This window comes from Sulfurovum sp., from assembly GCA_026990595.1.
Lineage (GTDB): Bacteria > Campylobacterota > Campylobacteria > Campylobacterales > Sulfurovaceae > Sulfurovum.
In genome coordinates this window covers 26,975-51,816 of the sequence record JALXCZ010000032.1, presented here as the reverse complement: position 1 = coordinate 51,816, position 24,842 = coordinate 26,975, and the positions used below count along the sequence as shown (strand labels likewise).

Here is a 24,842-nt window from a genome sequence, read left to right as displayed (position 1 = left end):
GCGGCAGTGAACTGCTCGATGAGGGAGCACTCATCAAATGCCAAAACCTCAAATGCCCCGACAGAGTGATCAACTCCATCATCCATTTTGCCAAAAAAGGGTGCATGAACATAGACGGGCTTGGCTCCAAGATAGTTGAACTGCTTGTCAGGGAGAAACTCATCCATGATGTACTGGATCTGTATGCACTGAAGAAAGAAGATCTGGAACATTTGGAAGGCTTTAAAGAGAAGCGTATCCAAAATCTGCTTCAAGCCATAGCAGATACGAAAGGTACTCCGCTTCACAGACTTATCAATGCGATGGGCATAGAGCATATCGGTGAAGTAGCAAGTAAATCCTTGGCTTTGGAGTTTGGCTTGGGTGTGGTAGATGTGACATTCGAACAAGTCGTAGCCATAGACGGCATAGGCGAAGAGATGGCAAACTCTCTGTTGGAATTCATGAGGGTGAACCATGATTTTGTTTTAAAATTGTTTGAGGTGGTCAAACCAACAGTGGAAGAGAAGATAGAAGCCAAAGACAATCCTTTTAAAGGCAAAACTGTGGTACTCACAGGTACGATGTCTGTCAGCCGTGGGGTCATTAAAGAGATGCTAGAGAAGCTTGGGGCAAAGGTGAGCGGCTCTGTGTCCAAGAAGACGGATTATGTGATTTATGGGAAAGATGCAGGAAGTAAGCTGACTAAGGCTGAGAGTTTGGGGGTAGTAACTTTGACTGAAGATGAGATGAGAAATATGCTATAATGCACATACTATACCCACATAAAGGATGCACATGTCTGCTATATATAATGAGAATGCAATAAAAAAAGCAACAAATGTGACGATTAACTCTGATTTACTCCAAAAGGCAAAAGCCTACAAAATCAATATCTCTAAAAACTTTGAAGCCTATTTGGCTGAGGTAGTTAGAAAGAGAGAAGAGCAACGGTGGCTTGAAGAGAATAAAGAGGCGATAGATAAACAGAATGAACGCATAGAAAAATATGGTTGTTTTTCTGATGGTATTAGGAGGTTTTAGTGGCACAGTTTGACTTGTATAGAAACAGTCGAGAAAATGCTTCTGTGTTTCCTTATCTTTTAGATGTGACACATGAGATAAACACTGTCTCCAAACTTCGAGTTGTTATACCTTTGTGTAATGATAGCCATACCATTGCACACCTCAATCTTATTTTTGAAATAGATGGAGAAGAACTTTATATGTCCACAATGGATATAGCAGGTATCCCTGCTACGATGCTTGGTGAGGCTATAGATAACCTTGAAGATAAGCGTACAGAGATTGTAGATGCTTTAGATTTTTTAGTGAATGGATTTTAATGAGACTAGACAAATACCTAGTAGATGAGGGGTACTTCGAGAGTCGTAACCGTGCACATGAGGCTATAAAGGCTGGGCAGGTGATGGTAGATGCCAAGAAGGCTAAGCCCTCAACAAAGATAGATGAAAATTCTGTAGTGGATGTGGAAAATGAGAAGTTTTATGTGAGCCGTGCGGCACGTAAACTTGAGAGTTTTTTAACGGAGCATCCCATAGATATGAAAGATGCAGTGGCATTAGATATAGGTTCAAGTACGGGTGGTTTTGCCCAAATAGTACTTGAAAATGATGTAGCGACACTAGACTGTGTAGATGTGGGTTCTGAACAATTACATATCTCTTTACGTCAAAATGAGAAACTTTCTTTGCATGAAGGTACGGACATCCGCGAGTTTGAGAGTGAAAAACGTTTTAATCTTATTACCTGTGATGTATCGTTTATCTCTATTTTAAAAATCACTAATGACATAGATAGATTGGCAGGTAAAGGGTGTGATATTGTCATACTCTATAAACCACAGTTTGAAGTAGGCAAAGATACCAAGCGTGACAGCAAGGGTGTAGTGCAGGACTTGGATGCCATTGCCAGACGTAAAGAAGAGTTTGAGGCTGAGGCTAAGAGGCTTGACTGGGATGAAGTGTATCAGTCAGAGTCAAAAGTGACAGGGAAAGAAGGCAATCAGGAATATCTTTACCATTTTAAAAAAATGTAGGGTGTTGTACGACTCAGTATTTTAATGCTTGTACCCTTACAACACCGATAATGGTAATGCAATAAAAATAAAGAAGGTGTTGTCAGGGGACAACACCCTACGGAGAAATGATTGAAATTAAAGAATACTATTAAATCCATCGCCATTGGTTCTTTTGACGGCATACATATTGCCCATCAGCGGCTCATAGAACAGGCAGAAGCTATTGTGATTATTGAGCGTAACGGTGGCTATCTTACTCCTGGCTATAAGCGTTCACTCTATACTTCAAAAATATGCTGTTTTTACCATTTTGACAAGATCAGATCTTTGACCCCACAGGCGTTTGTCGCAAAACTCAAAGAGGATTTTCCGAAGTTGGAGAAGATCGTCGTGGGGTATGACTTTGCTTTTGGTAAAGAAAAAGCAGGGGATGCAGAGCATCTTAATGAACTATTTGATGGAGAAGTATGCATTGTCAAAGAGGTGAGCTGCGAGGGGGTCTCTGTGCACTCCCGTACCATCAAAAACTATCTGGAAGAGGGTAACATCAAGATGGCGAACTGTCTGCTTGGTCGTGCATATCGTATAGACGGAGAGGTGGTAAAAGGGCAGGGCTTAGGTAAAAAAGAACTTGTTGCTACACTTAACCTTTATGTAGAAGATTATCAGCTTCCGATGGAGGGGGTTTATGCTACACGTAGCAACATAAATGGGAGATGGTTACCTTCTGTGAGTTTTTTAGGACACCGTGTCACTACCGATGGCAGCTTTGCGGTAGAAACACATATATTGGATGAGAATGTAGGTGAGGTGCAGGGGCAGGTTTGGCTTGAATTTGTTGCATATCTACGAGAAAATAAAAAGTTTGATGGATTGGATGAACTGAAACAACAGATATCAGAAGATATAGATCAAGCAAGGAGAATTTTAGATGAAAGATAAAGTATTCACAGAGAAAATAAATAAAAAGTTTGAATTTGACGAAGCAGTGGCTTCTGTATTTGACGATATGCTCTCTCGTTCCGTACCTTTTTATGATGAGGTGAGAAAGTTGGTGATCTCTCTTATTTTAGCAGAACAAAAAGAGGGGATGAAAGTACTTGATTTGGGTTCTTCTACCGCCAAGTTTCTCCTAGACCTTCACTCTAAGATGCAAGTACCTATGAAGCTGAAAGGTTTGGACAATTCCCAAGCCATGTTGGACAGAGCAGAACAGAAATGTCAGGCATTTGGTGCCGGTATTGAGTTGGAACTTGCGGATATGCTGACGTATAACTATCAGGATGAGGATGTCATTGTAGCAAACTACACTTTGCAGTTTATACGCCCTATGCAGCGATTGGAACTGGTAAAGAAGATTTATGATGGGTTACATAAGGAGGGGATGTTCATCTTTTCAGAGAAGGTTGTTTTTGAAGACAAATTACTCGATAAACAGATGATTGATATTTACTATGAGTACAAAAAAGAGCAAGGTTACAGCGAATATGAGATCGCACAGAAACGTGAAGCATTAGAGAATATTCTTATTCCCTTTACCATAAAAGAAAATATACAGATGTGTAAAGATGCAGGATTCAAACAGATAGAGACGGTTTTTCAATGGGCAAATTTCGTCACATTTGTTGCTAAAAAATAGGAGTATTTTACTCTAGAAATGAACAATGCCCTAAAACACGAGTTGCATTATTTAATATGAGTTATTCACAACTTATTCACCATGTGAATAGGCATATTTTTTCTTAAAATTACCAAAAAGTTACCAAAAAAATTTAAAATTGTTCTTTTTTAAGATATAATCATTGCATTAATTTTTTGGGTAAATTATTTATCCATGACAGAAGGATAGAAAATGAGTTGGACACCAGGCAGTTGGAGAGATTTTCCCATAAAGCAACAACCAACATATCAAGACAAAGCAGCACTTCAAAATGTTGAAGATGCTTTGCGTGTGTACCCACCGCTTATTTTTGCAGGAGAAGCCAGAAGACTGAAAGAAAAACTGGCAGCTGCCGGACGCGGAGAGGCTTTCTTGCTTCAAGGTGGTGACTGTGCAGAAAGTTTTTCTGATTTTAGTGCACAGAATATTAAAAATCTTTTTAAACTCATGTTGCAAATGAATATGGTATTGATGTATTCAACAGGGAAACCTGTGGTGAAAGTAGGACGTATAGCAGGACAGTTCGCTAAGCCAAGATCTTCTGACTTTGAAGAGATAGATGGTGTAAAACTTCCAAGTTACCGTGGTGATATTATTAATGGCATAGAGTTTACGGAAGAAGCGAGAGTACCTGATCCACAAAATATGATCAAAGCATACAACCAATCAGCGGCAACACTGAACTTGCTGCGTGCATTCTCTCGTGGAGGTTTGGCAGATCTTAACAAGGTACATCAGTGGAACCTCGATTTTATCAAAGATAACCCGTTGGGACAACGTTATAATGAGCTCAGCTGCAAGATAGACCATGCGATGCATTTTATGGCGGCATGCGGGCTTACGAGTGATACGATGCCGCAGCTTCATCAGACAACACTCTATACATCACATGAAGCACTTTTGCTGAATTATGAAGAATCGCTGACAAGACAGGATACAGAAACCGGTGAGTGGTATGACTGTTCTGCACATATGCTTTGGATCGGTGATAGGACAAGAGATCTTAATGAAGCACATATAGAATACTTCAGAGGGATAAAAAATCCTATTGGATGTAAAGTTGGCCCAAGTATGCAAAAAGATGAGCTTATAGAACTCATTGATGCACTGAATCCGGAGAATGAAGAGGGCCGATTAAATCTGATCGTTCGTATGGGTGCTCAAAAGATCTCTGAATACTACCCGCCGCTTTTGAAAAAAGTAAGAGATGCGGGTAAGAATGTAGTTTGGACCATAGACCCGATGCATGGGAATGTTGAGAAAAGTTCAACCGGTTTCAAAACAAGAAATTTTGATAACATTCTTTCAGAAGTAGAACAGTTTTTTGCTATCCATAAAGAGATGGGAACTGTTGCTGCAGGTATCCATCTGGAGATGACAGGTAATGATGTGACTGAGTGTACGGGAAGTACCTCCTGTGCCATTACAGACGAAGGACTTGCCAGCCGCTACCATACACAGTGTGATCCGAGACTTAATGCTTCTCAGGCGCTGGAACTTGCATTTATGCTTTCTGATACGATTAAAGACAGCGAATAGTTTCCTCTAGACTACCGTGAAGATATTTTTCCCCTCTTCATGACGGTAGTGCAACGCCATTTTATGAATATCCAAAATACTTTTTACAATGTAAAGACCTAATCCCAATCCTTTTTTTGTAGTGTGAAACGGCTTAAAGTAATTTTCCAAAGGTTCTTTTAGTGCCTTGGCTTTGTTGATGATCTGCAATGTATGGTCATCAATGATCACAGTAATATGTTTATCGGTACTGTATTTAATGCCGTTATCAAAAAGATTTTTAAGTACCAGTGTAAAGAGTTCAAAATCTACATTGACACTGTAGTCCTCATCAACATGCATGGTAATATGACGTTGCGGCGCTTCAATCATCAACAGATCAATACTAGCTTCAACAAGATCACTCATTTTATAGGTTTTGACATGTAGTTCAAAATTCTTTGAGGTAATCTTTTCGATCTTTGCGAACTCATCAATAAGAAGGTTTAGTCTCTCAAAAATACTGTGCATTCTGGCTTTGTTCTTTTCATCAGGCAGCATTTCACTCACCAAACGCCCTTTTGCAATGGGTGTTTTGAGCTCATGCATGATCGCACGTAAGAAAAGCTGGCGAGACTGCAAGAGTTCACGGATCATGGTTACTGCATGGTCAAATTCATTGGCTACTTCTGCAATTTCGTCCTGTTTATTGCTTGAACATCGGATATTGAGGTTACCCTGTGAAAATGTTTTGATTTTATTTTTAAGTTCTGAAAGAGGTTTGAGACTGCGTATGACCCAAAAGTAGAGTAGTATGATCAGTAAAAAAACAATAGTAAAAACAAAAATACGTTTTAGCGGGTATCTGAGTTTGTTTTTATTTTGTAAAAAAAGTTTGAATCGGTCATTGTTAATAAGTATGACACGTTGAAGTTTATAGGTATCAACCGCATACTTTTTGTATTTTTCTTTCTTTTTAAAATAGTGTTCAATATTGACAATTTTAGCTTTGTCTTTAATGAGTGAAAAGTTTTGAGATTCCAGATAGGCTTCATCGATCTTTCCGTAAATAAGATAGTAATTGTAGAGATAATGTGCAACCAAACGTTCATGGATGGCATTCCCTTCTTCATATTTGGCACGGTCATATTTGATAGAGCCAATGAATAAAATGGCAAGAAGTAAAAGTGTAAGTGAAAAGATCAGCCGTATTTTACTCTTGAGTGACCTAAAGCCGTTAAACAAGCTTATATCCTACGCCACGTACAGCCTGTATACGCTTATTATCTCCAAGTTTTGAACGGATTTTTGAGATAATAACATCTAGACTTTTACCTTGAGAGTCAATACTCATAGTTCCGGAAGTATTGATGATCTGTTCACGTGACTGGGTCATACCCTGATGTTTGACAAGCAAGGAGAGTACTTCAAACTCTGCAGGTGTCAGAGAGAGAGCCTCTCCTTTAAAATAGATCGTATCACCTTTGATCTCAAAATCACTTTTGGGTAAAGCATTCTGTTTCCCTTCACCTTTTTTTACCCGATTTAAGATAGCCATGATCCTTGCATACATTTCTTTAGGGTCATAAGGTTTTGGCAGATAGTCGTAGGCTCCAAGTTCAAAACTTGCTACCTTGTCATTAATATCACTTCGTGCAGAAGAGATGATGACAGGCATATTATATTTACGTACCACCTCTTCACAGACTTCAAGTCCGTCCATGCCGGGAAGAGTAAGATCAAGTATCATCAGGTCATACTTTTTGACACCGGCACTCAACCCTAAAAAAGGATCTTCAAAATTGGTGATTTTTATATCGAATTGTTCAAGATATTCTGTTAAAAGTTCCGCAAATTCAGGATCATCTTCGATCATAAGAATATTGACCATAGGCTTCCTCCTTTTTTATATTACACTATTTTAGTTTTTAAAGGTTAATTGAAGTCAAATAGCTATTTGACTTCAGGGTGCATTTCAAGTTTCTCCCACTCAAGATTTCCCCATTCTTTTAAGCTTTTTTGTAAACTATCCAGTGTTTTGTCATTATGGCAGGCAAAACAGGCATTGGTCTCAGGTGGCATACCATACGCTTTGGTCTGTGCCGGATAGGTAAAGGCAAAACGGTGTGAGCGTACTGTCAGTGGTGATTTTCCTGTGTGTTTACCGGTTTTAGGCATATGACACTCAATACAGAGTGAGCCTTTTGAAGCTGCTTTATGGTGGGTATGTTGTTCCAATGAACTTTGATGTGGTCCAATAATCGAGCCAAAAGAGTGACATTTCATGCAGGCAGCATTGCCTTGCGGTTTTTTGGCTGTATTGGTCAGTTTATGTGGATCGTGACAGTTGATACAAGTGATCCCATGTTTGTACATGGTATCATGGACATACTCATTTCCCTGGGTTCTGTTCTTTTTTGCAGCACCGTTTGCCCAGAACTCTTTAGTCTCTTTGCCTAGAGTAAATGGAGCAGGAAGTTTGTAGTTAATAAGTGCTTTTCCCGGGACATACCCGCTTGGATAATCTTTGGCTTTCAGCCACAAATCTTTGGCTGTTGCATGTTCTGTCTCTATACGTTTGTCACGGTTACGCATATGGCATTGCAGACAGACTTCATTGGTACGCAAGGGGTCTGCTATACTGGCTTTATAGACAGGGTTGTTCGGATCTTCTGCATGTTTGCTTCCGGGACCGTGACAGTTTTCACAGGCAATGGCGGGTTCAACCCGTTTTCCTGTTGCCATATAACCTGTAAAGTGACATCCGTCACAAGTATTAGAAGTAGGAAACTGGTGGTTGTCATGCGGATAGGAATTGTGATACCAGTATTTGTAGGGTTTGAAATGCTGCCATTTTCCTGTTTGAGTATTCCACTGGTAATTTCCAAGCCTATAGTCTTTTTTGCCATTAATGGTTGCAGGGATCATATAGCGTTGTTTAAATTTACTTCCTATAGTGTAGACAGCATCTTTGAGTGTGAAGTCAGCATCTTCAGGAAGTCTTGAGAAATTGGCAACAACTACTTTAGGATCCTTGGTAATGTCCTGTATCATTTTAGAGTGCATAGAGGCTTTCCAGTCATGATATTTCTCTTTGTGGCACTCTTTACATTTGGTTGACCCTATAAAATGTGCCTCTTTTTGCTCAACGGGCTGAAGGTCAATATTCATCCCGACATGAGGTTTGGTAAGTTGTTTGTAGTAGGGAGTGATCTTTGGAAGATTAAGCCAGATGATTGCAGCGGCAATAATCAGTAATGGTAAAAGAAGTGTAAAAATACGTTTCATAAAATAAAAGCCTTTTGCATATAAGATTTGATACTTTCAAAAGTATAACTAGATTGTGTAAAATATTCAAATGCTATGATCCCCTGATAGAGCAGCATATCGCTTCCGTCTTTAGTTGGTTTATTGTGGCTTTTTGCCAGTTTTAAAAAAGCTGTTTCTTTTCCGTAAATGACATCCATGCAGGCTTTTGCCTGAGGTATAACGGTATCAAGTATCTCTTTTGGAGCAGGTAGAGAATCATCTTCAAGACCGGCTGAAGTCATATTGATAACAAGGTCATAGGTTTGTGGTTCAAAAGTCTCAAAAGTGTATGTCTTAAAGTTATCAACTTTGTATTTTTTCAGCCTTTCTTCACTGCGGTTAAGAAGGGTGACTTCATATCCCTCATCTTTTAAAATGACAGAAGTAGCTTGTGCTGTCCCCCCAGCTCCAAGAAAAAGTACAGTTTTAATCTCTTTGAACTCAGAAATAGCTTTAAGGAATCCTGGAGCATCGGTATTGTAGCCGTAGAGTTTTCCTTCTTTTTCTATGATCGTATTGACCACACCTATTTTTTGAGCAAAAGGATCAAGAAAATCACAAGCGTTAAATGCTGCTTCTTTATGCGGTACTGTTACATTAACCCCTTTAAGTTTCAGGTTAGAAAAAGTCTCCTTAAGTGTAGAGCCATTTTCTAAAAGGTAGCGTGTATAACAGGCATCATAGCTAAGACCTTGAAAGGCTAAGTTGTGCATAAGAGGAGATTTGGAGTGAGAGACAGGATTTCCAAAGATAGCAAAGAGTTCTTTTGCCATCTTTTAAAGCTCCTCCATCTCTTTAAGTGTAGAGAGCAGGGCACCTAACTTATTTTTAACTTCCAGATACTCAAGTTCCGGAACAGAGTCAGCAACAATGCCTGCCCCTGCCTGCAAGGTAATAGAATCAGGTTTAATGAGAGATGTTCTAATGGCAATGGCTGAGTCCATATTACCGTCAAATGAGAAGTAGCCAACACTTCCAGAATAAAAACCACGCTTAAGCCCTTCATACTGGGCGATGAGTTTCATGGCTTCTATTTTGGGAGCACCTGTCATGGTACCTGCGGTAAATGTAGCAGCAAAGAGATCGAACATATCTTTGTCTTCCATAAGCTGTGCCTCCACATCGGAGACCATGTGCATGACATGAGAGTACTTTTCTACACGCATCATATCGGTTACTTTTACCGTACCGGTCTGTGCTACACGTCCCACATCGTTACGCCCAAGATCGATAAGCATAAGATGCTCTGCACATTCTTTAGGATCATTTAGCATTTCATGTTCAAGCTCTTTATCCCGTTTTATATTTTTTCCACGTTTACGTGTACCGGCAATAGGACGAAGCAGTATCTCATCTTCGGTCAGTCTTACCATTACTTCCGGGCTGGAACCACAGATAGAGAAATCTTCATAATCAAGCAGGAAGAGGTAGGGAGAAGGATTTTTAGATCGTAGTACCCTGTAAAAACTCAGAGGATCTATTTCTCCTTTTTGTGTATATCGGTTAGAGAGCAGTATCTGGAAAATATCACCGGAACGTATGTTTTCTTTTGATTCCTCCACCATCTCTTTAAAACGTTCTTCATTTATACTAAAATTACCTTTCCCATCTAATTTTACTGCTTTAAGAGACATTGGTGTACAGGTATTTTGTAAAATATCTTCAATTGCGTTAAGCCCTTCTTTCATCGAATCATCATTGAGAATAAGGGTAAGTTTGGCACTTTTGTGGGAATAGGCTATGATGATCTTTGGGCGTACAAGATCAAGGTCAGGAGTATTTAACGGGTCATCCAAGTGATCCATACTCTCTTCGAGTACCGGTTCAAATACTTTGACCATGTCATAAGCAATAAAACCTATGAAACCGTCAACAAAAGAGAATCCTACTTCTTGTACTTTTGCTTTGTAGGCTGCCTGATCCACAGAAGTATAGTAGCTTTTTAAAAAACTGAAGGGGTCTTCTTCTAATATTTTACTGTTTCCCGTTATATCGGTATATGTTGTTGTTTTGTCTTTATAACTGAGCCGCTCCTGTGCCCCTACCGTAATAAAAGAGAAATTTCCGTCACTTGTGTTCACCACACTTTCAAAAAGCATAGTAACCTCATTTGGAAAGAGTGTTTTGATCTTCCCGTAAAGTGCAACAGGAGTAAGTTGGTCAAATAGAACTGTTTTATGCATGTTATAGTTACTTTTTAATGACAAATGCTTGCTTATTAATACGGTCTCTTACTCTAACAAGAGCTGTATCTACAGCTTTTCTATTATCATATGGACCAATAAGTAGTTTTTTGGTTCCATTTTTTGCAGCTGGTGTGATAGTATAATTGAATCCGCTGTTTTTAATAATGCTTAAAAAACGTGAACTTGGTGTTTGCGTAAATGATCCAACCTGTATAAAGTAACCTTGTGCCACATGTATCTTTTTAGGAACATTTACAGGTCTGCCTGTTGGATGCTCTTTGGCTTTCTCTATGATCTTGATTGGTGCAGGTTTTGCTGTTTGAAGCGGCTCTTTTTTAGATTCTTCTATTTTTGGTGTCTCTTCTTTGATCGGTTTTTTAACTGTTGGTTTGATTTCCTGTTCAGTGGGTACCTGGGCAAACTCTTTTGTTATTGCTACGGACTCTTCAGGAAGTTTTGTTTTTTTGACGGTTACTTCTTTTTTTATGGGTGTTTCTATTTTTGGTGTCTTTTCTTTTACCTCTTTTGGAGCTGGTACTGGTGCTTTAGGTTCATCCTCTATGATTGTTGAAAGTGTTGTTTTCTTCTGTGCTTTTTTTGTTTCTGTTGCATTCTGCAGTGTGAGTTCCGGACTTATCATTTCGGTAGAATTATCTTTTTCCAGAGCAAGTTGCTCAGCATTGGGATCTTTGAGTATGATCTTTGTAAGAATAATGGCTACGATCAATACAACGATCAAAAGTGCAATGATCGTTAAAATATTTTTTGCTTTACCATTTTTTGGTGCTATATTATCGATAATGAGGTCATCTAGATTGTGATCATTCATAAAGGGAAAATCTCCAAATTTTATTTTGAATTGATTATATCATATTTATTTATATTAAAACTTTAGGGATTCTCTTTAGAATGATAATATTTTATAGGGCAGTGTGACTATATTATAGGATTCCGGTAATGAAGAGGAGGGCAGACATTTCCACTTCTTTGTCAATTTTTGTTTCAGCGCATTGGAGATTTCCAAAAGTCTGTTGTCTGCAACTTCGAGAGTCAGATGATCCACTTCAATGAATACCTGTATCTTCTCTTCGTCTTTTCCCTGATAAATATGATAACGATCGATCCCCAATGTATGGAAAAGATGTTTGACCAAGTGGTAGAACCTCTGATACTCTTCCCCTTTATATTCAAGTACAAGGTAGTTTGTGCGACCCTCTTTAAGTAATGGAACTGCTATCGTGTATTGTCTGTTGAGATGTTGTTTCAGCAGAAGAGGTGTAAGAGGTTCGTCTATGCGCTCAAATTTTGCATAGAAGGTACGATTGTCAAACTGTATCTGCTCAACGATCGTACTGCGTTTAATGTAGTAGTGGCTGTCAAAAAGCTCCAGATCAAAAACTTTTATGATTTGCCCTTTCTTTAATAAATGGGCTTGTCGTAGATCACGAAGTTCTGAGCCAATGCTTTCATTTCTTCCTTAATCTTTGCATGCAGGTTGGCATCATTAACATTGTCAAGTACATCAGCAATTTTATTTGCGATGATCTCAAACTCTGCTTCTTTCATACCACGGCTTGTAAGTGCAGGAGAACCGATGCGTACACCGGATGTCACAAATGGGCTTCTTGTCTCACCCGGTACTGTATTTTTGTTCACTGTGATACCGGCAGCTCCAAGTGCTGCATCTGCATCTTTTCCGGAGAAGTCCTTGTCTAGGAAGCTTACAAGTACAAGGTGGTTATCTGTACCGCTACTTACCACATCATAACCACGTTTCATCAAGACATCTGCAAGTACAGCAGCATTTTTCTTAACTTGTTTTGCATAGACTTTCCACTCATCAGAGAGATTGTGCTTGAATCCGACAGCTTTGGCAGCAATCACATGTACAAGCGGACCACCCTGAAGCCCAGGGAAGATGGCGGAGTTTATCTTCTTGGCAATGTCCTCATCATTGGTCATGATCATTCCGCCACGAGGTCCTGCAAGTGTCTTGTGAGTTGTAGTGGTTACGACATCAGCATAAGGGAATGGGCTAGGATGCTCACCTGCACAGACAAGTCCGGCGATGTGCGCGATATCTGCAAAGAGGATTGCACCTACTTCATCAGCGATCTCTCTAAACTTTTTAAAGTCTATCTCTCTTGCATACGCAGAAGCACCACAGACGATGATATCAGGTTGTGTGATCTTTGCAATATCCATTACTCTGTCATAGTTAATGCGTCCGTCAAGTTCTACCCCATACGTAAAACTGTGATAGTTCTTTCCTGAAAAACTTGGTTTTGAACCATGCGTGAGGTGTCCTCCATGAGAAAGATCCATACCCAGAATTTTGTCACCTGCTTTAATGAGTGCTGCATATACGGCACCGTTTGCCTGAGAACCTGAGTGTGGCTGTACATTGGCATAGTTGCAGTCAAAAAGTTCACATGCTCTGTCTATGGCAAGTTGCTCCACAACATCCGCATACTCACATCCGCCGTAATATCTTTTATACGGGTAACCTTCTGCATATTTGTTTGTAAATACAGATCCCATTGCTTCCATCACAGCAGGGATAGTGAAGTTCTCGGATGCGATCATCTCTAAATGGTCAGTTTGTCTCTCTCTTTCATTTTCAATAGCTTGAAAAATCTCTGGATCAAATGTTTCTATTGCATATGACATAGGGTTCCTTTTGGTTTAATGTTGAATTTATATCAAATTTAATTTAATACTACCTTGATAGGGTTAAATTAAATCTGTTTCTTTAAATAAGGTTGGCTAACGCCAACCAATATTTATGTTCTTTCAGAAACACGCCCTTTACATGCAGCTACATCAAGACAGAAGTAGCCTTTGCCTTTTTTCGCAGGTTTAAGTTCTTCCATTATATCATGCCCACATTTTTTACATACATTTGTGGTATCTATCTTCACTACTTCCTGCACGGCTTCTGGTCTCATGGCAGGGAAGAGGAGTACATCACGTATGGTGTGCTGGTTGGTCAGCATCATCACTAGACGGTCGATACCTATTCCCTCACCTGCTGTGGGTGTCATACCGTAGCTAAGTGCTCTAACGAAGTCTGTATCCATGTGCATCGCTTCGTCATCACCTGTGGCTTCTTTTGCATCGACCTGTCCCTTAAATCTTTCATATTGATCCAGTGGGTCATTCAGCTCTGAGAAACCATTGGCAATCTCTTTGCCTGCCATGAAAAGTTCAAATCTTTCAGTTACTTCCGGATTCGTATCACTTCTTCTTGCAAGTGGAGAGATGTCAACAGGGTAGTCAGTGATAAAAGTCGGGTTAATAAGTTTACACTCTACAAACTCATCAAAGAGTTCTGCCTGTACATAGCCCAGTGTCCAGTTTTCATCTACCTTTAAATCACGCTCTTTTAAATAGGCAAGTCCCGCATCTCTGTCAGTGACGATCTCTCTTGGCACACCGCCGATGTTTACGATGGAGTCTACCCATGAGACTTTGGCAAATGGCGTGGCAAAGTTTATTTCCATATCACCGTAAGGAAGTGTTCTCTCTAATCCCAAGTTGTCAAAGAGATAGTCAAACAGTTCTTCAGTCACTTCCATAAGTTCACGGTAGGTTTTGTATGCCCAGTAGAACTCAATAGAGGTAAACTCAGGGTTGTGTGTCGCATCTATCCCTTCGTTTCTAAAGTTTCGGTTGATCTCAAAAACTGCATCCATACCCCCTACAATAAGACGTTTGAGGTAAAGCTCAGGGGCGATACGAAGGTAGCGGTCAACACCCAGTGCATTGTGATGGGTAATGAACGGTTTTGCATTGGCACCACCGGGAATAGGGTGCATCATAGGTGTTTCTACTTCCAGAAAACCTTTATCTTCAAAGAATCTTCTAATAGCAGAGACGATCTTCGAACGGAGTTTAAAACGGTTTTTAACTTCGGCATCCATGATCATATCCAGATAACGCTGACGGTATTTGATCTCTTGATCCTGGATACCGTGAAATTTTTCAGGTAGTGGAGAGATCGCTTTAGCCACAAGATTCACTTCCAGGCAATGCAGCGTAAGTTCTCCTGTTCCAGTCACAAAAGGGTATCCTTTAACCTCTATGATGTCTCCTACTTCAAAGAGTTTTTTAACGATATCGTTGTAGTATCCTTCGGGAAGATCATCACGGTTAAAGTATATTTGAACCAATCCCTCTTCATCTTCTATCTTGGCAAAAGCTGCTTTTCCCATGATACGGATAAATTTAAGACGTCCTGTAAGTCGGAAGCTTTTGGTTTCATCTTTTTTCATCTCATCTGTATCGATGTTATGCACATAGGCACATTCATTTAAAAATGTCTTTGAAGGTGTACCCTTTTTGACTTGGTTAGGGTAAGGGTTGATCCCTTTTTCTCTTAGTGTCTCAGTTTTTTTAATACGTTCTTGAATATATTGATTTTCAAATATCAAGGTTTCTCCTATGGTGTAATGTAGTTTAGTCTATCTGTTGGCATTTTTCGCATAATCCTACGATCTTCATTGTATGGTCATGCATTTGGAAATTAAATTTTTGGGCAATTTGTTCTTGTCTTCTTTCTATTGTTTCGTCAAAAAATTCTATGATCTCTCCACATTTGGTGCAGATAAGATGATCATGATGTTTTTTGAGTCCAAGTTCATACTTTTTCCCCTGTGCACCAAAAGAGATGGAGCTTGCGATCCCTGACTCTTCAAGAAGGGTTAATGTACGGTAGACTGTAGCAATACCGATGTTAATATCGGGGTACTCCTTTTTAAGAAGTATATAAATATCTTCAGGGGTAAAATGGTCATCATTGTCATAAAGGAACTTTAAAATAAGTTCTCTTTGTTTCGTGAATTTGAGGTTGTTCTCTTTCAGCAGAGTTTTGAACTTTTCTAAAAGAAGAGGGTAGGTGAGCATGATTAACCTTTAGTGACCTGATACACTTTTATTACGATCAAGATTTTTTTCTACAGTTGTATTATTTTCTGTTTTAATGGCTACTGTACTATTTTTCTCATTAAGATTAGCAACTTCTTTGAGTACTTCTGTTGTATTTGATTTTTTTAAGCCCAGTGTTGCCGGATCAATATTGATAATGCTTGAGCCGGCAGCCTTGAGATAAGGATAAAGTATAGAGTCCTTCACATATTTCCCTAAGTTGTCTTTTACCAGAGTAACATTGGATAGTGCAGTAACGATCAGCGCAAAAATAAGAAAATATTTTCCTCCTCCTGCGATAAAACCAAAAAGTCGGTTAAGAAAACCTAACCCGCTTGCACTTGTAAGTTTGGAAAAGATAGAACCCAAAATAGTTGCACTCAACCATATAATGATAAGGATAGTAAGAAATCCCAAAAGTTTAAGCAGGGCAGTATTTTCCAAATGTAGAAAATTACTGTCAATGAACGTCGCTGCATCTCCTGCAAGACGTGAAGCGAAGTATACACCGCCTACCAGACCTATAAGCCCAAATACTTCTTTAATGAATCCGTTCATAAAACCTTTGATCCCCAAAATAAGTATGATCGCTCCAATAGTAATGTCAAAGTAGTTAAAATCAATCATTGAAAAATTCTCCATATATTTTAATGTTTCCCCATCAGTCTTTTCATTTATTTTGCGTATTGTATCTAAAATCTTTTAGGATCTTTGACTATCGCCCCAAAGCTTTGGACATTTCATCCGGTTTATTGGCATACTGTAAGGCTGCATCTCGAGAGATCTTTCCGTCATTCAGAAATTTCATCAGTGCCTGTGTCTGTGTCTGCATACCTGTATCTCCTTGTCCCAGCTGCATCTGTGAATAGATCTGATGGACTTTGTCTTCACGGATAAGGTTGGAGATCGCATGGTTGGTAAGCAGGATCTCATGTGCAGCGACACGACCTCCCCCGAGTTTTGGTAAAAGTGCCTGTGCGATCACAGCAACCAGTGAAGTAGAGATCATTGCTCTGATCTGTGGTTGTTCATCTCCGGTAAATACATCAATGATACGGTTGATGGTTCCCGGTGCCGAAGAGGTGTGCAGGGTACCAAAGACCAGGTGACCCGTTTCGGCAGCGGTCAGTGCGGCTTCTATGGTCTCCTTGTCCCTCATCTCCCCGATCAGGATGATGTCGGGGTCTTGACGCATGGCATACTTCAGTGCTGTAGCAAAGCTTTTGGTATCTTCACCGACACCTCTGTGTGAGAAGACCGCTTTTTTATTCTGGTGGATGAATTCCACAGGGTCTTCAACAGTTACAATATGTTTTTGTTCATGCAGATTGATCTCATTCAAGAGTGCTGCAAGTGTGGTTGATTTACCTGAACCCGTAGGTCCTGTTACCAGGATGAGTCCTTTTTCTCTTTTGATCAGTTTTTTGAAAACTTCAGGTGCACCCAGATCATCAAGAGAAGGTACTTCAATGGGAATCGTTCTGAATGCCGCTGCAGTGTCTCCCAGGGTGCGATAGTAGTTCGCCCTAAAACGTCCTATCCCCGGAAGAAGGAGTGCAAAATCAAGCTCATCATTCTCTTCAAACTGTTGCTTCTGCTTCTCTGTGATCAGAGAATAAGCCATCTCTTCAATATCTTCTCCTGTAAGTTTAGGAAGGTTTACAGGTTTCAATGCCCCGTCAAGTCTGATCTGCGGTTCTGTACGACTTACAAGGTGAAGGTCTGAAGCACCGTGTGTTACGACACTTTGTAGAAGTTTTTTAATATCGAAAGCGGCCATTTTTATCCTTTGTGTTTTGGTAGTTTTTCAAGGTATTGGGATTCATTATATCCAACTAATATACTATTATCAAATGTAATAACAGGTCGTTTGATCAGCATATTCTCTTTTGCCAGCCATGCCTCTTTTTCTGTATCATTGAGATCCAGTTCTTTGAGTTTCAATGTTCTATACATTGTACCTCTGGTATTAAAAAGAGTTTTTATATCTGTATGCATAAGCCACTTTCTGACAGTTTCCTGACCTACAGGTGTTTCTCTAAAATCTATAAATGTATAAGGTATGTTGTGTGTTTTAAGGTACTTGATCGCTTTTCGTACGCTGTCACAATTTTTGATCCCGTAAATTTTTAACATGGTAATGTTTATTCAATGATCGCCGGTACGATGAAGAAATCATCCTGGCTCTGAGGTGCATGAGAGAGAATATCTTTTGCAATATCATTTGGTTCACGAGGTATATCCTCTCTTAAGGGTGTTCCCCCTTCAAGTGTTGAGAATGCAGCATCCAGATTTTCTGTGTCAAGTTCATTAAGGTTGTCTATATAACCCAGTATTTCTGTGAGCTGTCCCATTACTTCTTCTTTTTTTGAATCTGCAATACGAAGATGAGAGAGTTTTTCAAGTTTTTCTAAAAGTGTGTTGTCAATTTGCATGCTGTCCCTTATCCCCTAAAAAATTGTTTATAGAGATTTAATATATAATGCTATTATTATATATTAATTTGGTTTAAGATATAACTACATATAAAAAGTTTACAAGGATATAGCAATGATGCCACAGATAGATATGAGTTCTCCTGAGTTTTTGGAAGAATTGGAAAAAACGAAGATCTTTACAGATAAAGTATGTAAACAGTTTGGTTGGGAGTATCATCCTATGGAAGATGTCAATGAAGGGGTTACTTTAGGATTGGCAAGAAACAAAGCGCTGTACGGAAAACGTTTTTGTCCCTGCTTCATGGTAGAGCCTGATGAGAACAAACCGGGAAAATTTAAAAGTGTAGATAACAGGGTTTGTCCCTGCAAACCGGCAATAGAAGAGGAGGTACCCAATGAAGGAAAATGCCATTGCGGTATTTTCTGTACACCAGAGTATGTTGCAGAAAACAGTATAAAATAAATTAGGTATAATACGCGACAATTTTTACGTCAAAAGGGAAAAAATGCAAGAATTATTGGCAAAAGACAATATTCAGTCAGAAGAGTTGGAAGTGCTTTTGAAAGCAAGAGAAGAAGGGAAAGTAGACTTTCTCTTGGTAGATGTAAGAGAACAGATGGAGTATGATGCCGGACATGTCAAAGGCATTGATATGCTTAGACCCACTTCTACTTTTCAAAACTGGGCACAGATACTGTTTGATGAAGCCAAAGACAAGACCATTGTTTTTACCTGTCGTACAGGGGCAAGAAGCGCCCAGGTACAACATGTATTTAAAAGCAACGGACACAGTAGAGCCATCAATCATGCCGGCGGTATTGTCTCTTACCGTGGTGAAATCGAAAGATAACAATGAATGTCATTGATCTCTTTTTAAAACTCTTAAGTTTTGAATCAGTTACTCCGGATGATGCAGGATCCTTAAAATTTATTGAGGCATATCTTGATGAATTTGAAGCAATATATGTAAATAAGGAGGGGGTGAAGAATCTTTTTTTAACCAAAAAATTCTCTGAAGGTTCCCATCTCTGTTTTGCGGGGCATGTCGATGTCGTACCAGCCGGTGATGGATGGCAGACCGATCCTTTTGTTCCTGTGATCAAAGAGGGAAAGATCTATGCACGTGGCACCCAGGATATGAAAAGCGGTGTAGCAGCTTTTGTACAGGCAGTCAAAGATACAGATCATTTTGAAGGAAGACTCTCCATACTCCTTACTTCTGATGAAGAAGGCGATGCAACTTACGGTACACAGATCATGCTGGAGCATCTTAAGAAGATCGATCTTTTGCCTGAGAGCTGTATTGTTGCCGAACCAACATGTGAAAAGGTCTTTGGAGATGCTATTAAAGTAGGACGCAGAGGTTCGATCAATGGTATGATAGAAAAACACGGAAAGCAGGGGCATGCAGCATACCCGGAAAAGGCGAAGAATCCTATTCACAAAGTCTCACAGGTGTTGTCTTCAATGGCAGGTGTTGATCTGGATGAAGGTGATGCCTATTTTGCTCCAAGCCAGTTTGTCATTACAGATATCCGTGCAGGCATGGAAGTGACCAATGTGACCCCGGGAAAACTTAAAATGATGTTCAATGTAAGAAATTCCACCAAGACCTCCCTTGAAGATGTGAAACATTTTGTGCACCGCTATTTTAACGGAATGGACTATGATCTGACTCTGAGTCAATCAGCTAAACCGTTTATGACCGATGCAAACAGTCCTGTCGTGTATGCGATAGACAAAAGTATTCAAAAAATATGTGGGATAACCCCTAAACACTCTACTGCAGGGGGTACAAGTGATGCACGTTTTATTGCCGCTTACGGCATAGATGTGATAGAATTTGGTGTGATCAATGATACGATCCATGCACCTAATGAATGTACGTCCATTAAAGAGGTAGAAGAACTCCGCCGTGTCTTTAAAGATACCATAACACACTTCAATGTATAAGGAGTTTATATGAAAAAACTATTCACTATTCTTTTGTTGTTTGTAAGTACACAGCTTTTTGCCGATATTGCATGGCAAAAAGACCTTACTGGTGCATTTGATCTGGCAAAGAAAGAGAACAAAGTGGTCATGCTTATGGTTGAAGGTAAACATTGCAGGTGGTGTAAGAAAATGAAGCACCGGACTTTGGCAGATGAAAATGTCAGTAAGAGACTTGAGCCTTATATTGCAGTAAAGATCATGCGTGAAGAGGCGGACAATATGCAGGATCTGCCTATGGTAAACGGTGTACCGACGATTTTTTTTATGACTGCCGAGAAAAAAGTAATTGAGAGTGTTGTAGGGTACTTTAATGTAGAAGATTTCCTGAGTTATATTGATGATGTAGAGAAAAAAGTACCTCTGAAAAAAAAGAGTGAACCACTGACACTGCAATGGTTTGATGACATAGATGAAGCCTTTGCAGAGGCAAAAAATGCACATAAAAAAGTGATGGTACTGGTGGAAGATGAAGCATGCAGATGGTGTAAGAAGATGAAAGCAGATGCCCTTTCAAATGAAGCTGTCAAAGAAAAGCTCAATGCGTATGTCCTGCTTAAAATAGACAGGATAGACCAGGAAGATATGGAAGCACTTGAAGGACTGAGAGGTCCTATTCCGAGTTTTCATCTGTTTGACACACAAAAGAAAGCACTTGATGCACTTGCAGGATATTACGATACTGACCATTTTTTGGGCTATCTTAACGAGCTTTCCCAGGAGTATAAATAGTGTTCAGACGACCTCATTTCAGAGAGTATGTCATGGCAAGGCTGGTAACTGTTGCGGCAATGGTCTTTCTGATCTTTAGTATCTTTTTTGTTCTTTTTATTAAAGATACAAAGGTGGCACTCATTGCCATCGGTTTGTTGGCTCTAGCATTCACTGTTTTTATTTTTGCTATTTACCGGGGAGCAAAGCGTATGCAAAAAGAGCTTATGACCATCAATACCTATTTGAAAAATTTGGAAAAGATAGATAAAATAGACTACGAGACACGTTTTTTTACCAAAGAGTTCGAAGATGTCAACCAGAATCTTATGAAGGTACTTAAAGGTGCGAAAAAAAGAGAAGATATCAAACAGCGATATAATGCAAAACTCAAACTTAAAAACCGCCAACGTGCAGATATGCTTTCGGCCATTGCTCATGAATTCCGTAATCCTATTGCCTCCATTATGGGCTATTCTCAAACATTGCATGAAGATCCCCAGATACCTGCTGAGCTTAGAGAGAAGTTTTTGGAGAAGATATATAACAATGGAAACAAGATCGAATCGCTTCTGAGTCGTCTTATTTTATGGAACAAATTTGAAAGCGGAGAAGCTACACTCCATAAAAGCTCTTTTGATATCTATACCCTTGTTCAGGAGGTCATACGCTCGCTTCAAGAGAAGTACAAGACAAGAGAGATAGCGCTGCAAGGGCAATCAATGACAGTAGAAGCAGATCGAACACTGATGGAGGTGGTACTTAAGAACCTTCTGGAGAATGCACTGAAATATTCCAAAGAAGAGGTGATGGTACGCATAGAGGATGGAACTGTCTCTGTCACAGACAAAGGGGTAGGTATCAGTAGCAAAGACATTGACAAAGTCACTAAGAAGTTTTACCGTTCAGGGACACACAACTGGGACAACTCCATGGGACTGGGGCTCTCCATCGTTAAAACGATCCTCTCTTTGCACAAAAGTAAACTTGAAATAAAAAGTAAAGTAGATGAGGGATCTACTTTTTCGTTTAAATTATAAAGGATAAATGATGGTTAAAAAAACAATCATACTATTATTAAGCACAGTATTATATTTAAGTGCAGCAGATAAGAATACAACCATACTTCATAGTGATGATGTAGAGGTAACCTATAAAGGTAAACCAATGGTTATTTCAAGAGAAATGGATTCTCGCTGTAGAGATGTTGCGTTTAATGGTGAGACTTTTTGGAGTCAGGATTTTCCTAAAAAAAGTGTTCCCTCTTTTTGTAAAAAAACATTTATTACAACTGCAGGAATGATCTCCCCTATGCATACATATGAAGGTATTGAAACATTTGGAGAAGTAGAAGTATTGGATTTTATTGAAGAGGCACAGGAGGACACCACAATGATGCTTATCGATACCAGAAAGCCGAACTGGTACCATGCCCGTACAATCCCTACAGCGGTAAATATCCCATTTTTTTATCTAGATAATCCTAAAAAATATCCTAAAGAATTTGTACATACTTTAAAACTTTTAAATATTCAAAAAATAGCAAAGGGAAAGTATGATTTCTCTCATGCAAAGATACTGCTGCTTTTTTGTAATGCTACATGGTGTCTTCAGTCTACAAAAATGATTGATGCCTTGGTGTCAATGGGTTACCCACATAAGAAATTGAAATGGTATAGAGGAGGTCTTCAGGCATGGCTGAATGTTAGCCTGACCACGGTAACAGGAAATTGATATTTTTAGATAAACGCCAATATAAGCGTTTATCTCATATTAAAACTTATAGGTTGCCTGAATACTTAAAAGGTTTCCTGTATGATCCAACACTTTTTGTGCTTTGGCATTGCCCGGAGCATCTGCATCCCTAAAGGCATAGTTTACGTCTATTCTTGTAGGACCTTTGAAATGATAAGAGAGTCCAAGGGTAGTTGTTTTAAATTTTCTCTCACCTGTTGTGGAATTAGTGAGACGATTCAAATAATCATATCGTACCATCGCTTCCCACTTTTTAGGTATAAAGAAATATTGCAGATTCACATATCCTCCATCTGCTTCATTGTTTTTATCTGCTGCAATCTGGTATTCCCAGTTTACACTATAGGGATCATGATCTACATCTTTTGCACCATTATATATCATTCCTTTGGCTTTGATATACTCTGCACCTACACGTAAACCATTACGAAAATAGTTAAAGCCAACGCCATAACGCTCTCTTGTATAGTCTTTATTGTTGAGTTGTCTTTTCCCATTTTGGTACCATACGAACCCTTTGAGTGATTGTGTGTAATAGCCTTTTCCTTTTCCAAAAAGATACTCAGCAGCGAGGTACCCATAATAGGTTGGGGTACCTGAAGCATTGGAGGAACTCATTCCCGTACCACTACCTATCATTCCTGCCCATGTCAACATGGTTTTATTTGCTATTTTGAAAGTATGAAAAAGTTCTATACCTCTATCTCGATAGGCACCTACAGATTCTTCTGGAGCTGCCTGAAAAAGACCTGGTTTGATCTCTTTTGCATTGTTAGGTAAAAAACGCTCTAGTAAAAGCTGTGATTCTGCTGTAGAAAAATTTCTGTAAGTAGAAGCGAATACAGCTCTTAATCCTTCTTCACTTCCTGGATATTTGAACTGTCCCAGTCTGATATTAAAATAGGGAATACCTCTATAGGTAATAGATGCATCGGTAAGGTAGTTGTTAGATGCATGTCCTGCTGGTTTGGTGATACCATCTTCTCCAAACTCTGTCATAAAGAAATAATCAAATGTATTCTCTTTATCGATCATCCCACGTACAGCTAGACGTGCACGGTTGACTTCAAATCCTGATTGAGAATTTAAATTGGGAGGTAACATAGAAAATGGTGTTAAATTCAAGCCTGATTTTGGACCTGCCCCCGGGATAAAAATATCTCCATAGTTGTTTTGATACCCTGTCTGAATAAAACCCCATAAATGCGGCTTATTATTATGGTTTTCTATCTTTTTACCATCTTTTTTAATAAATGAAGGTTGCGTTCCCGCGATAGAGAGCCAATCTGCAGCATGTAAGCTCATAGAAAGGGCAGACACAGCTAACAATGATAGAACGATTTTATTTTTATGTATTGATTTCATTCTTTTTTCCTTATTTTATTTTTTATCTCCGCGAATTGCATCTACATCTAGACCAAACTGTTTGAAATTACTGCGTACAGAGTGTGTCTCTTTCAACACTTTAGAGTTGTAGTAACCCATTTTGCTTGAGGGATAGAGTCTTTTTTGCAAGTTGAAATCAGCATGTGGCTGCGCATCAACATACAGCATAATATCTGCCGCTTCCTGATCTTTGAGTGTTCCACCCTGACCAAGCGGCATATTTGACTGAACCCATGCCGCACCTTTATTAAGTTTGCTCATACCTGCACCCGTATTGTACGCCAGCCACTCCCCTTTGCCATTTTTACCCCAAAGCGGAGGGAATGTTCCCATGCCGGCACCATTTTCCCCGTGACACGATGCACATTTTGCCTCGTAAAGCTTTTTACCATTTATATAGTTTGCATGGGTTGCTTTTTTCTGGATTTTTGCAAAATGCTTAGCACCATGCATCCATCGTTCTGAATTTAACGGACTGCAAGGCATTTTTGGATTCATTTTCATAGACATACCTTCTGAAAGCCATGTTACATAGGCAGCCATAGCAACAGAGGCCTTTGTATCAATGATAGGACGCTTACCATTCATACTTCTCATAAAACAGTTGTTGATCCTGTCCTGCAGTGTTTGTACTGATTTTTCTCTTTTTGAATAGGCAGGGAAAGCTGTCGCTGTTCCTATGAATGTAGCGATCCCCGGTGCAGTACCAGGTTTTCCATCTGCACCGCGCAGGTGACAACTGATACATTTTAAATTATCACCTACCATATCTTTTGTAAGCGGATGCGTATCGGTATGCATTAAAATATCTTCACCAAGCTTTACCATCTTGCCGACTTCACCGGCAGGATACGTTTTAGGTGCTGCCGTCGGTGTCTGAGCCATTGCATTTGTCCCCATAACTAAAAGTACGATTGCACTCAGTGAAAGTTTTGTTAGATTTGTTTTCATTTTATTCTCC

The 24,842-nt window shown here is 39.4% G+C and carries 29 protein-coding genes and 1 pseudogene; 13 read left to right on the top strand and 17 right to left on the bottom strand.

The features are described 5' to 3' along the window. The 7 genes from MVE01_RS07030 to MVE01_RS07000 all read left to right on the top strand — a co-directional run. The coding region (locus MVE01_RS07030; protein ID WP_472561468.1) for a BRCT domain-containing protein at positions 1–746 on the top strand (746 nt) is incomplete at its 5' end. Between the two features lie 31 nt (positions 747–777). Then, complete coding sequence (locus MVE01_RS07025) at positions 778–1,023, top strand: type II toxin-antitoxin system CcdA family antitoxin (protein ID WP_472561467.1); 246 nt, start codon at positions 778–780, stop codon at positions 1,021–1,023. After that, the gene (locus tag MVE01_RS07020) at positions 1,023–1,325 is read left to right on the top strand and encodes a CcdB family protein (protein ID WP_472561466.1); all 303 of its coding nucleotides are present in this window, start codon (positions 1,023–1,025) and stop codon (positions 1,323–1,325) included. Before MVE01_RS07025 ends, MVE01_RS07020 begins: the two co-directional genes overlap by 1 nt. Next, positions 1,325–2,038: a 23S rRNA (cytidine-2'-O)-methyltransferase TlyA gene (gene tlyA, locus MVE01_RS07015; RefSeq protein WP_472561465.1), complete on the top strand. Its 714-nt coding sequence runs from the start codon at positions 1,325–1,327 to the stop codon at positions 2,036–2,038. The genes MVE01_RS07020 and tlyA overlap by 1 nt, the downstream gene beginning before the upstream one ends. A 111-nt stretch (positions 2,039–2,149) precedes the next feature. Continuing rightward, entirely contained in the window at positions 2,150–2,962 is an 813-nt protein-coding gene (locus MVE01_RS07010) for a bifunctional riboflavin kinase/FAD synthetase (RefSeq protein ID WP_472561464.1), read from the top strand. After that, entirely contained in the window at positions 2,952–3,659 is a 708-nt protein-coding gene (gene cmoA / locus MVE01_RS07005) for a carboxy-S-adenosyl-L-methionine synthase CmoA (protein ID WP_472561463.1), read from the top strand. Before MVE01_RS07010 ends, cmoA begins: the two co-directional genes overlap by 11 nt. Before the next feature lie 213 nt (positions 3,660–3,872). Then, positions 3,873–5,219, top strand: a complete 1,347-nt coding sequence (locus tag MVE01_RS07000; RefSeq protein ID WP_472561462.1) for a class II 3-deoxy-7-phosphoheptulonate synthase — start codon at positions 3,873–3,875, stop codon at positions 5,217–5,219. 6 nt (positions 5,220–5,225) lie between these two features. Here the strand turns inward: MVE01_RS07000 and MVE01_RS06995 are convergent, their stop codons facing one another. From MVE01_RS06995 to gatC, 15 genes and pseudogenes are all read right to left on the bottom strand, one after another. After that, entirely contained in the window at positions 5,226–6,422 is a 1,197-nt protein-coding gene (locus MVE01_RS06995) for an ArsS family sensor histidine kinase (protein ID WP_472561461.1), read from the bottom strand. After that, on the bottom strand, positions 6,415–7,068 hold the full coding sequence (locus MVE01_RS06990; RefSeq protein ID WP_472561460.1) for a response regulator transcription factor: 654 nt from the start codon (positions 7,066–7,068) through the stop codon (positions 6,415–6,417). Before MVE01_RS06990 ends, MVE01_RS06995 begins: the two co-directional genes overlap by 8 nt. 62 nt (positions 7,069–7,130) lie before the next feature. After that, on the bottom strand, positions 7,131–8,465 hold the full coding sequence (locus MVE01_RS06985; RefSeq protein ID WP_472561459.1) for a multiheme c-type cytochrome: 1,335 nt from the start codon (positions 8,463–8,465) through the stop codon (positions 7,131–7,133). Beyond that, a complete protein-coding gene (locus MVE01_RS06980; protein WP_472561458.1) occupies positions 8,462–9,259 on the bottom strand; it encodes a shikimate dehydrogenase in 798 nt (265 codons plus the stop codon). Before MVE01_RS06980 ends, MVE01_RS06985 begins: the two co-directional genes overlap by 4 nt. A gap of 3 nt (positions 9,260–9,262) precedes the next feature. After that, positions 9,263–10,669 carry an anthranilate synthase component I family protein gene (locus MVE01_RS06975; protein ID WP_472561457.1) on the bottom strand — a complete coding sequence of 469 codons (1,407 nt, stop codon included), beginning with the start codon at positions 10,667–10,669 and terminating at the stop codon, positions 9,263–9,265. Positions 10,670–10,676: 7 nt separating this feature from the next. Then, entirely contained in the window at positions 10,677–11,501 is an 825-nt protein-coding gene (locus MVE01_RS06970; protein ID WP_472561456.1) for an SPOR domain-containing protein, read from the bottom strand. A 75-nt stretch (positions 11,502–11,576) separates the two neighbouring features. Beyond that, positions 11,577–11,825, bottom strand: coding sequence for a hypothetical protein (locus MVE01_RS06965; protein ID WP_472561455.1), 249 nt, complete (start codon positions 11,823–11,825; stop codon positions 11,577–11,579). A 75-nt stretch (positions 11,826–11,900) separates the two neighbouring features. Beyond that, positions 11,901–12,062, bottom strand: a pseudogene (locus tag MVE01_RS06960) (DUF1882 domain-containing protein); the annotation flags it as partial. Between the two features lie 29 nt (positions 12,063–12,091). Further along, on the bottom strand, positions 12,092–13,342 hold the full coding sequence (locus MVE01_RS06955) for a serine hydroxymethyltransferase (RefSeq protein ID WP_472561454.1): 1,251 nt from the start codon (positions 13,340–13,342) through the stop codon (positions 12,092–12,094). A gap of 113 nt (positions 13,343–13,455) precedes the next feature. Beyond that, positions 13,456–15,105: a lysine--tRNA ligase gene (gene lysS, locus MVE01_RS06950; RefSeq protein WP_472561453.1), complete on the bottom strand. Its 1,650-nt coding sequence runs from the start codon at positions 15,103–15,105 to the stop codon at positions 13,456–13,458. Between the two features lie 25 nt (positions 15,106–15,130). Continuing rightward, positions 15,131–15,577: a Fur family transcriptional regulator gene (locus tag MVE01_RS06945; protein ID WP_472561452.1), complete on the bottom strand. Its 447-nt coding sequence runs from the start codon at positions 15,575–15,577 to the stop codon at positions 15,131–15,133. A gap of 9 nt (positions 15,578–15,586) precedes the next feature. After that, on the bottom strand, positions 15,587–16,225 hold the full coding sequence (locus MVE01_RS06940) for a CvpA family protein (protein ID WP_472561451.1): 639 nt from the start codon (positions 16,223–16,225) through the stop codon (positions 15,587–15,589). Between the two features lie 88 nt (positions 16,226–16,313). Continuing rightward, positions 16,314–17,378, bottom strand: coding sequence for a type IV pilus twitching motility protein PilT (locus MVE01_RS06935; RefSeq protein WP_472561450.1), 1,065 nt, complete (start codon positions 17,376–17,378; stop codon positions 16,314–16,316). A 2-nt stretch (positions 17,379–17,380) separates the two neighbouring features. Continuing rightward, positions 17,381–17,734, bottom strand: coding sequence for an arsenate reductase family protein (locus tag MVE01_RS06930; protein WP_472561449.1), 354 nt, complete (start codon positions 17,732–17,734; stop codon positions 17,381–17,383). A gap of 8 nt (positions 17,735–17,742) precedes the next feature. Then, positions 17,743–18,033 carry an Asp-tRNA(Asn)/Glu-tRNA(Gln) amidotransferase subunit GatC gene (gene gatC / locus MVE01_RS06925; protein WP_472561448.1) on the bottom strand — a complete coding sequence of 97 codons (291 nt, stop codon included), beginning with the start codon at positions 18,031–18,033 and terminating at the stop codon, positions 17,743–17,745. Positions 18,034–18,148: 115 nt separating this feature from the next. Between gatC and MVE01_RS06920 the strand changes: the two genes are divergently transcribed. From MVE01_RS06920 to MVE01_RS06895, 6 genes are read left to right on the top strand one after another with little or no spacing between them, the layout of a single operon-like run. Further along, the gene (locus MVE01_RS06920) at positions 18,149–18,499 is read left to right on the top strand and encodes a ferredoxin-thioredoxin reductase catalytic domain-containing protein (RefSeq protein ID WP_472561447.1); all 351 of its coding nucleotides are present in this window, start codon (positions 18,149–18,151) and stop codon (positions 18,497–18,499) included. A gap of 43 nt (positions 18,500–18,542) precedes the next feature. Beyond that, positions 18,543–18,887 carry a rhodanese-like domain-containing protein gene (locus MVE01_RS06915; protein ID WP_472561446.1) on the top strand — a complete coding sequence of 115 codons (345 nt, stop codon included), beginning with the start codon at positions 18,543–18,545 and terminating at the stop codon, positions 18,885–18,887. 2 nt (positions 18,888–18,889) lie between these two features. After that, on the top strand, positions 18,890–19,990 hold the full coding sequence (gene dapE / locus MVE01_RS06910; RefSeq protein ID WP_472561445.1) for a succinyl-diaminopimelate desuccinylase: 1,101 nt from the start codon (positions 18,890–18,892) through the stop codon (positions 19,988–19,990). 9 nt (positions 19,991–19,999) lie between these two features. Beyond that, positions 20,000–20,761, top strand: a complete 762-nt coding sequence (locus tag MVE01_RS06905) for a thioredoxin family protein (protein ID WP_472561444.1) — start codon at positions 20,000–20,002, stop codon at positions 20,759–20,761. Further along, positions 20,761–21,780, top strand: coding sequence for a sensor histidine kinase (locus tag MVE01_RS06900; protein WP_472561443.1), 1,020 nt, complete (start codon positions 20,761–20,763; stop codon positions 21,778–21,780). The genes MVE01_RS06905 and MVE01_RS06900 overlap by 1 nt, the downstream gene beginning before the upstream one ends. Positions 21,781–21,790: 10 nt before the next feature. Further along, entirely contained in the window at positions 21,791–22,474 is a 684-nt protein-coding gene (locus MVE01_RS06895; protein ID WP_472561442.1) for a rhodanese-like domain-containing protein, read from the top strand. Positions 22,475–22,513: 39 nt separating this feature from the next. Here the strand turns inward: MVE01_RS06895 and MVE01_RS06890 are convergent, their stop codons facing one another. Together MVE01_RS06890 and MVE01_RS06885 are read right to left on the bottom strand one after the other, a co-directional pair. Beyond that, positions 22,514–23,860 carry a hypothetical protein gene (locus tag MVE01_RS06890; RefSeq protein ID WP_472561441.1) on the bottom strand — a complete coding sequence of 449 codons (1,347 nt, stop codon included), beginning with the start codon at positions 23,858–23,860 and terminating at the stop codon, positions 22,514–22,516. A gap of 15 nt (positions 23,861–23,875) precedes the next feature. Then, entirely contained in the window at positions 23,876–24,832 is a 957-nt protein-coding gene (locus tag MVE01_RS06885) for a c-type cytochrome (RefSeq protein ID WP_472561440.1), read from the bottom strand. Between the last annotated feature and the right edge of the window lie 10 nt (positions 24,833–24,842).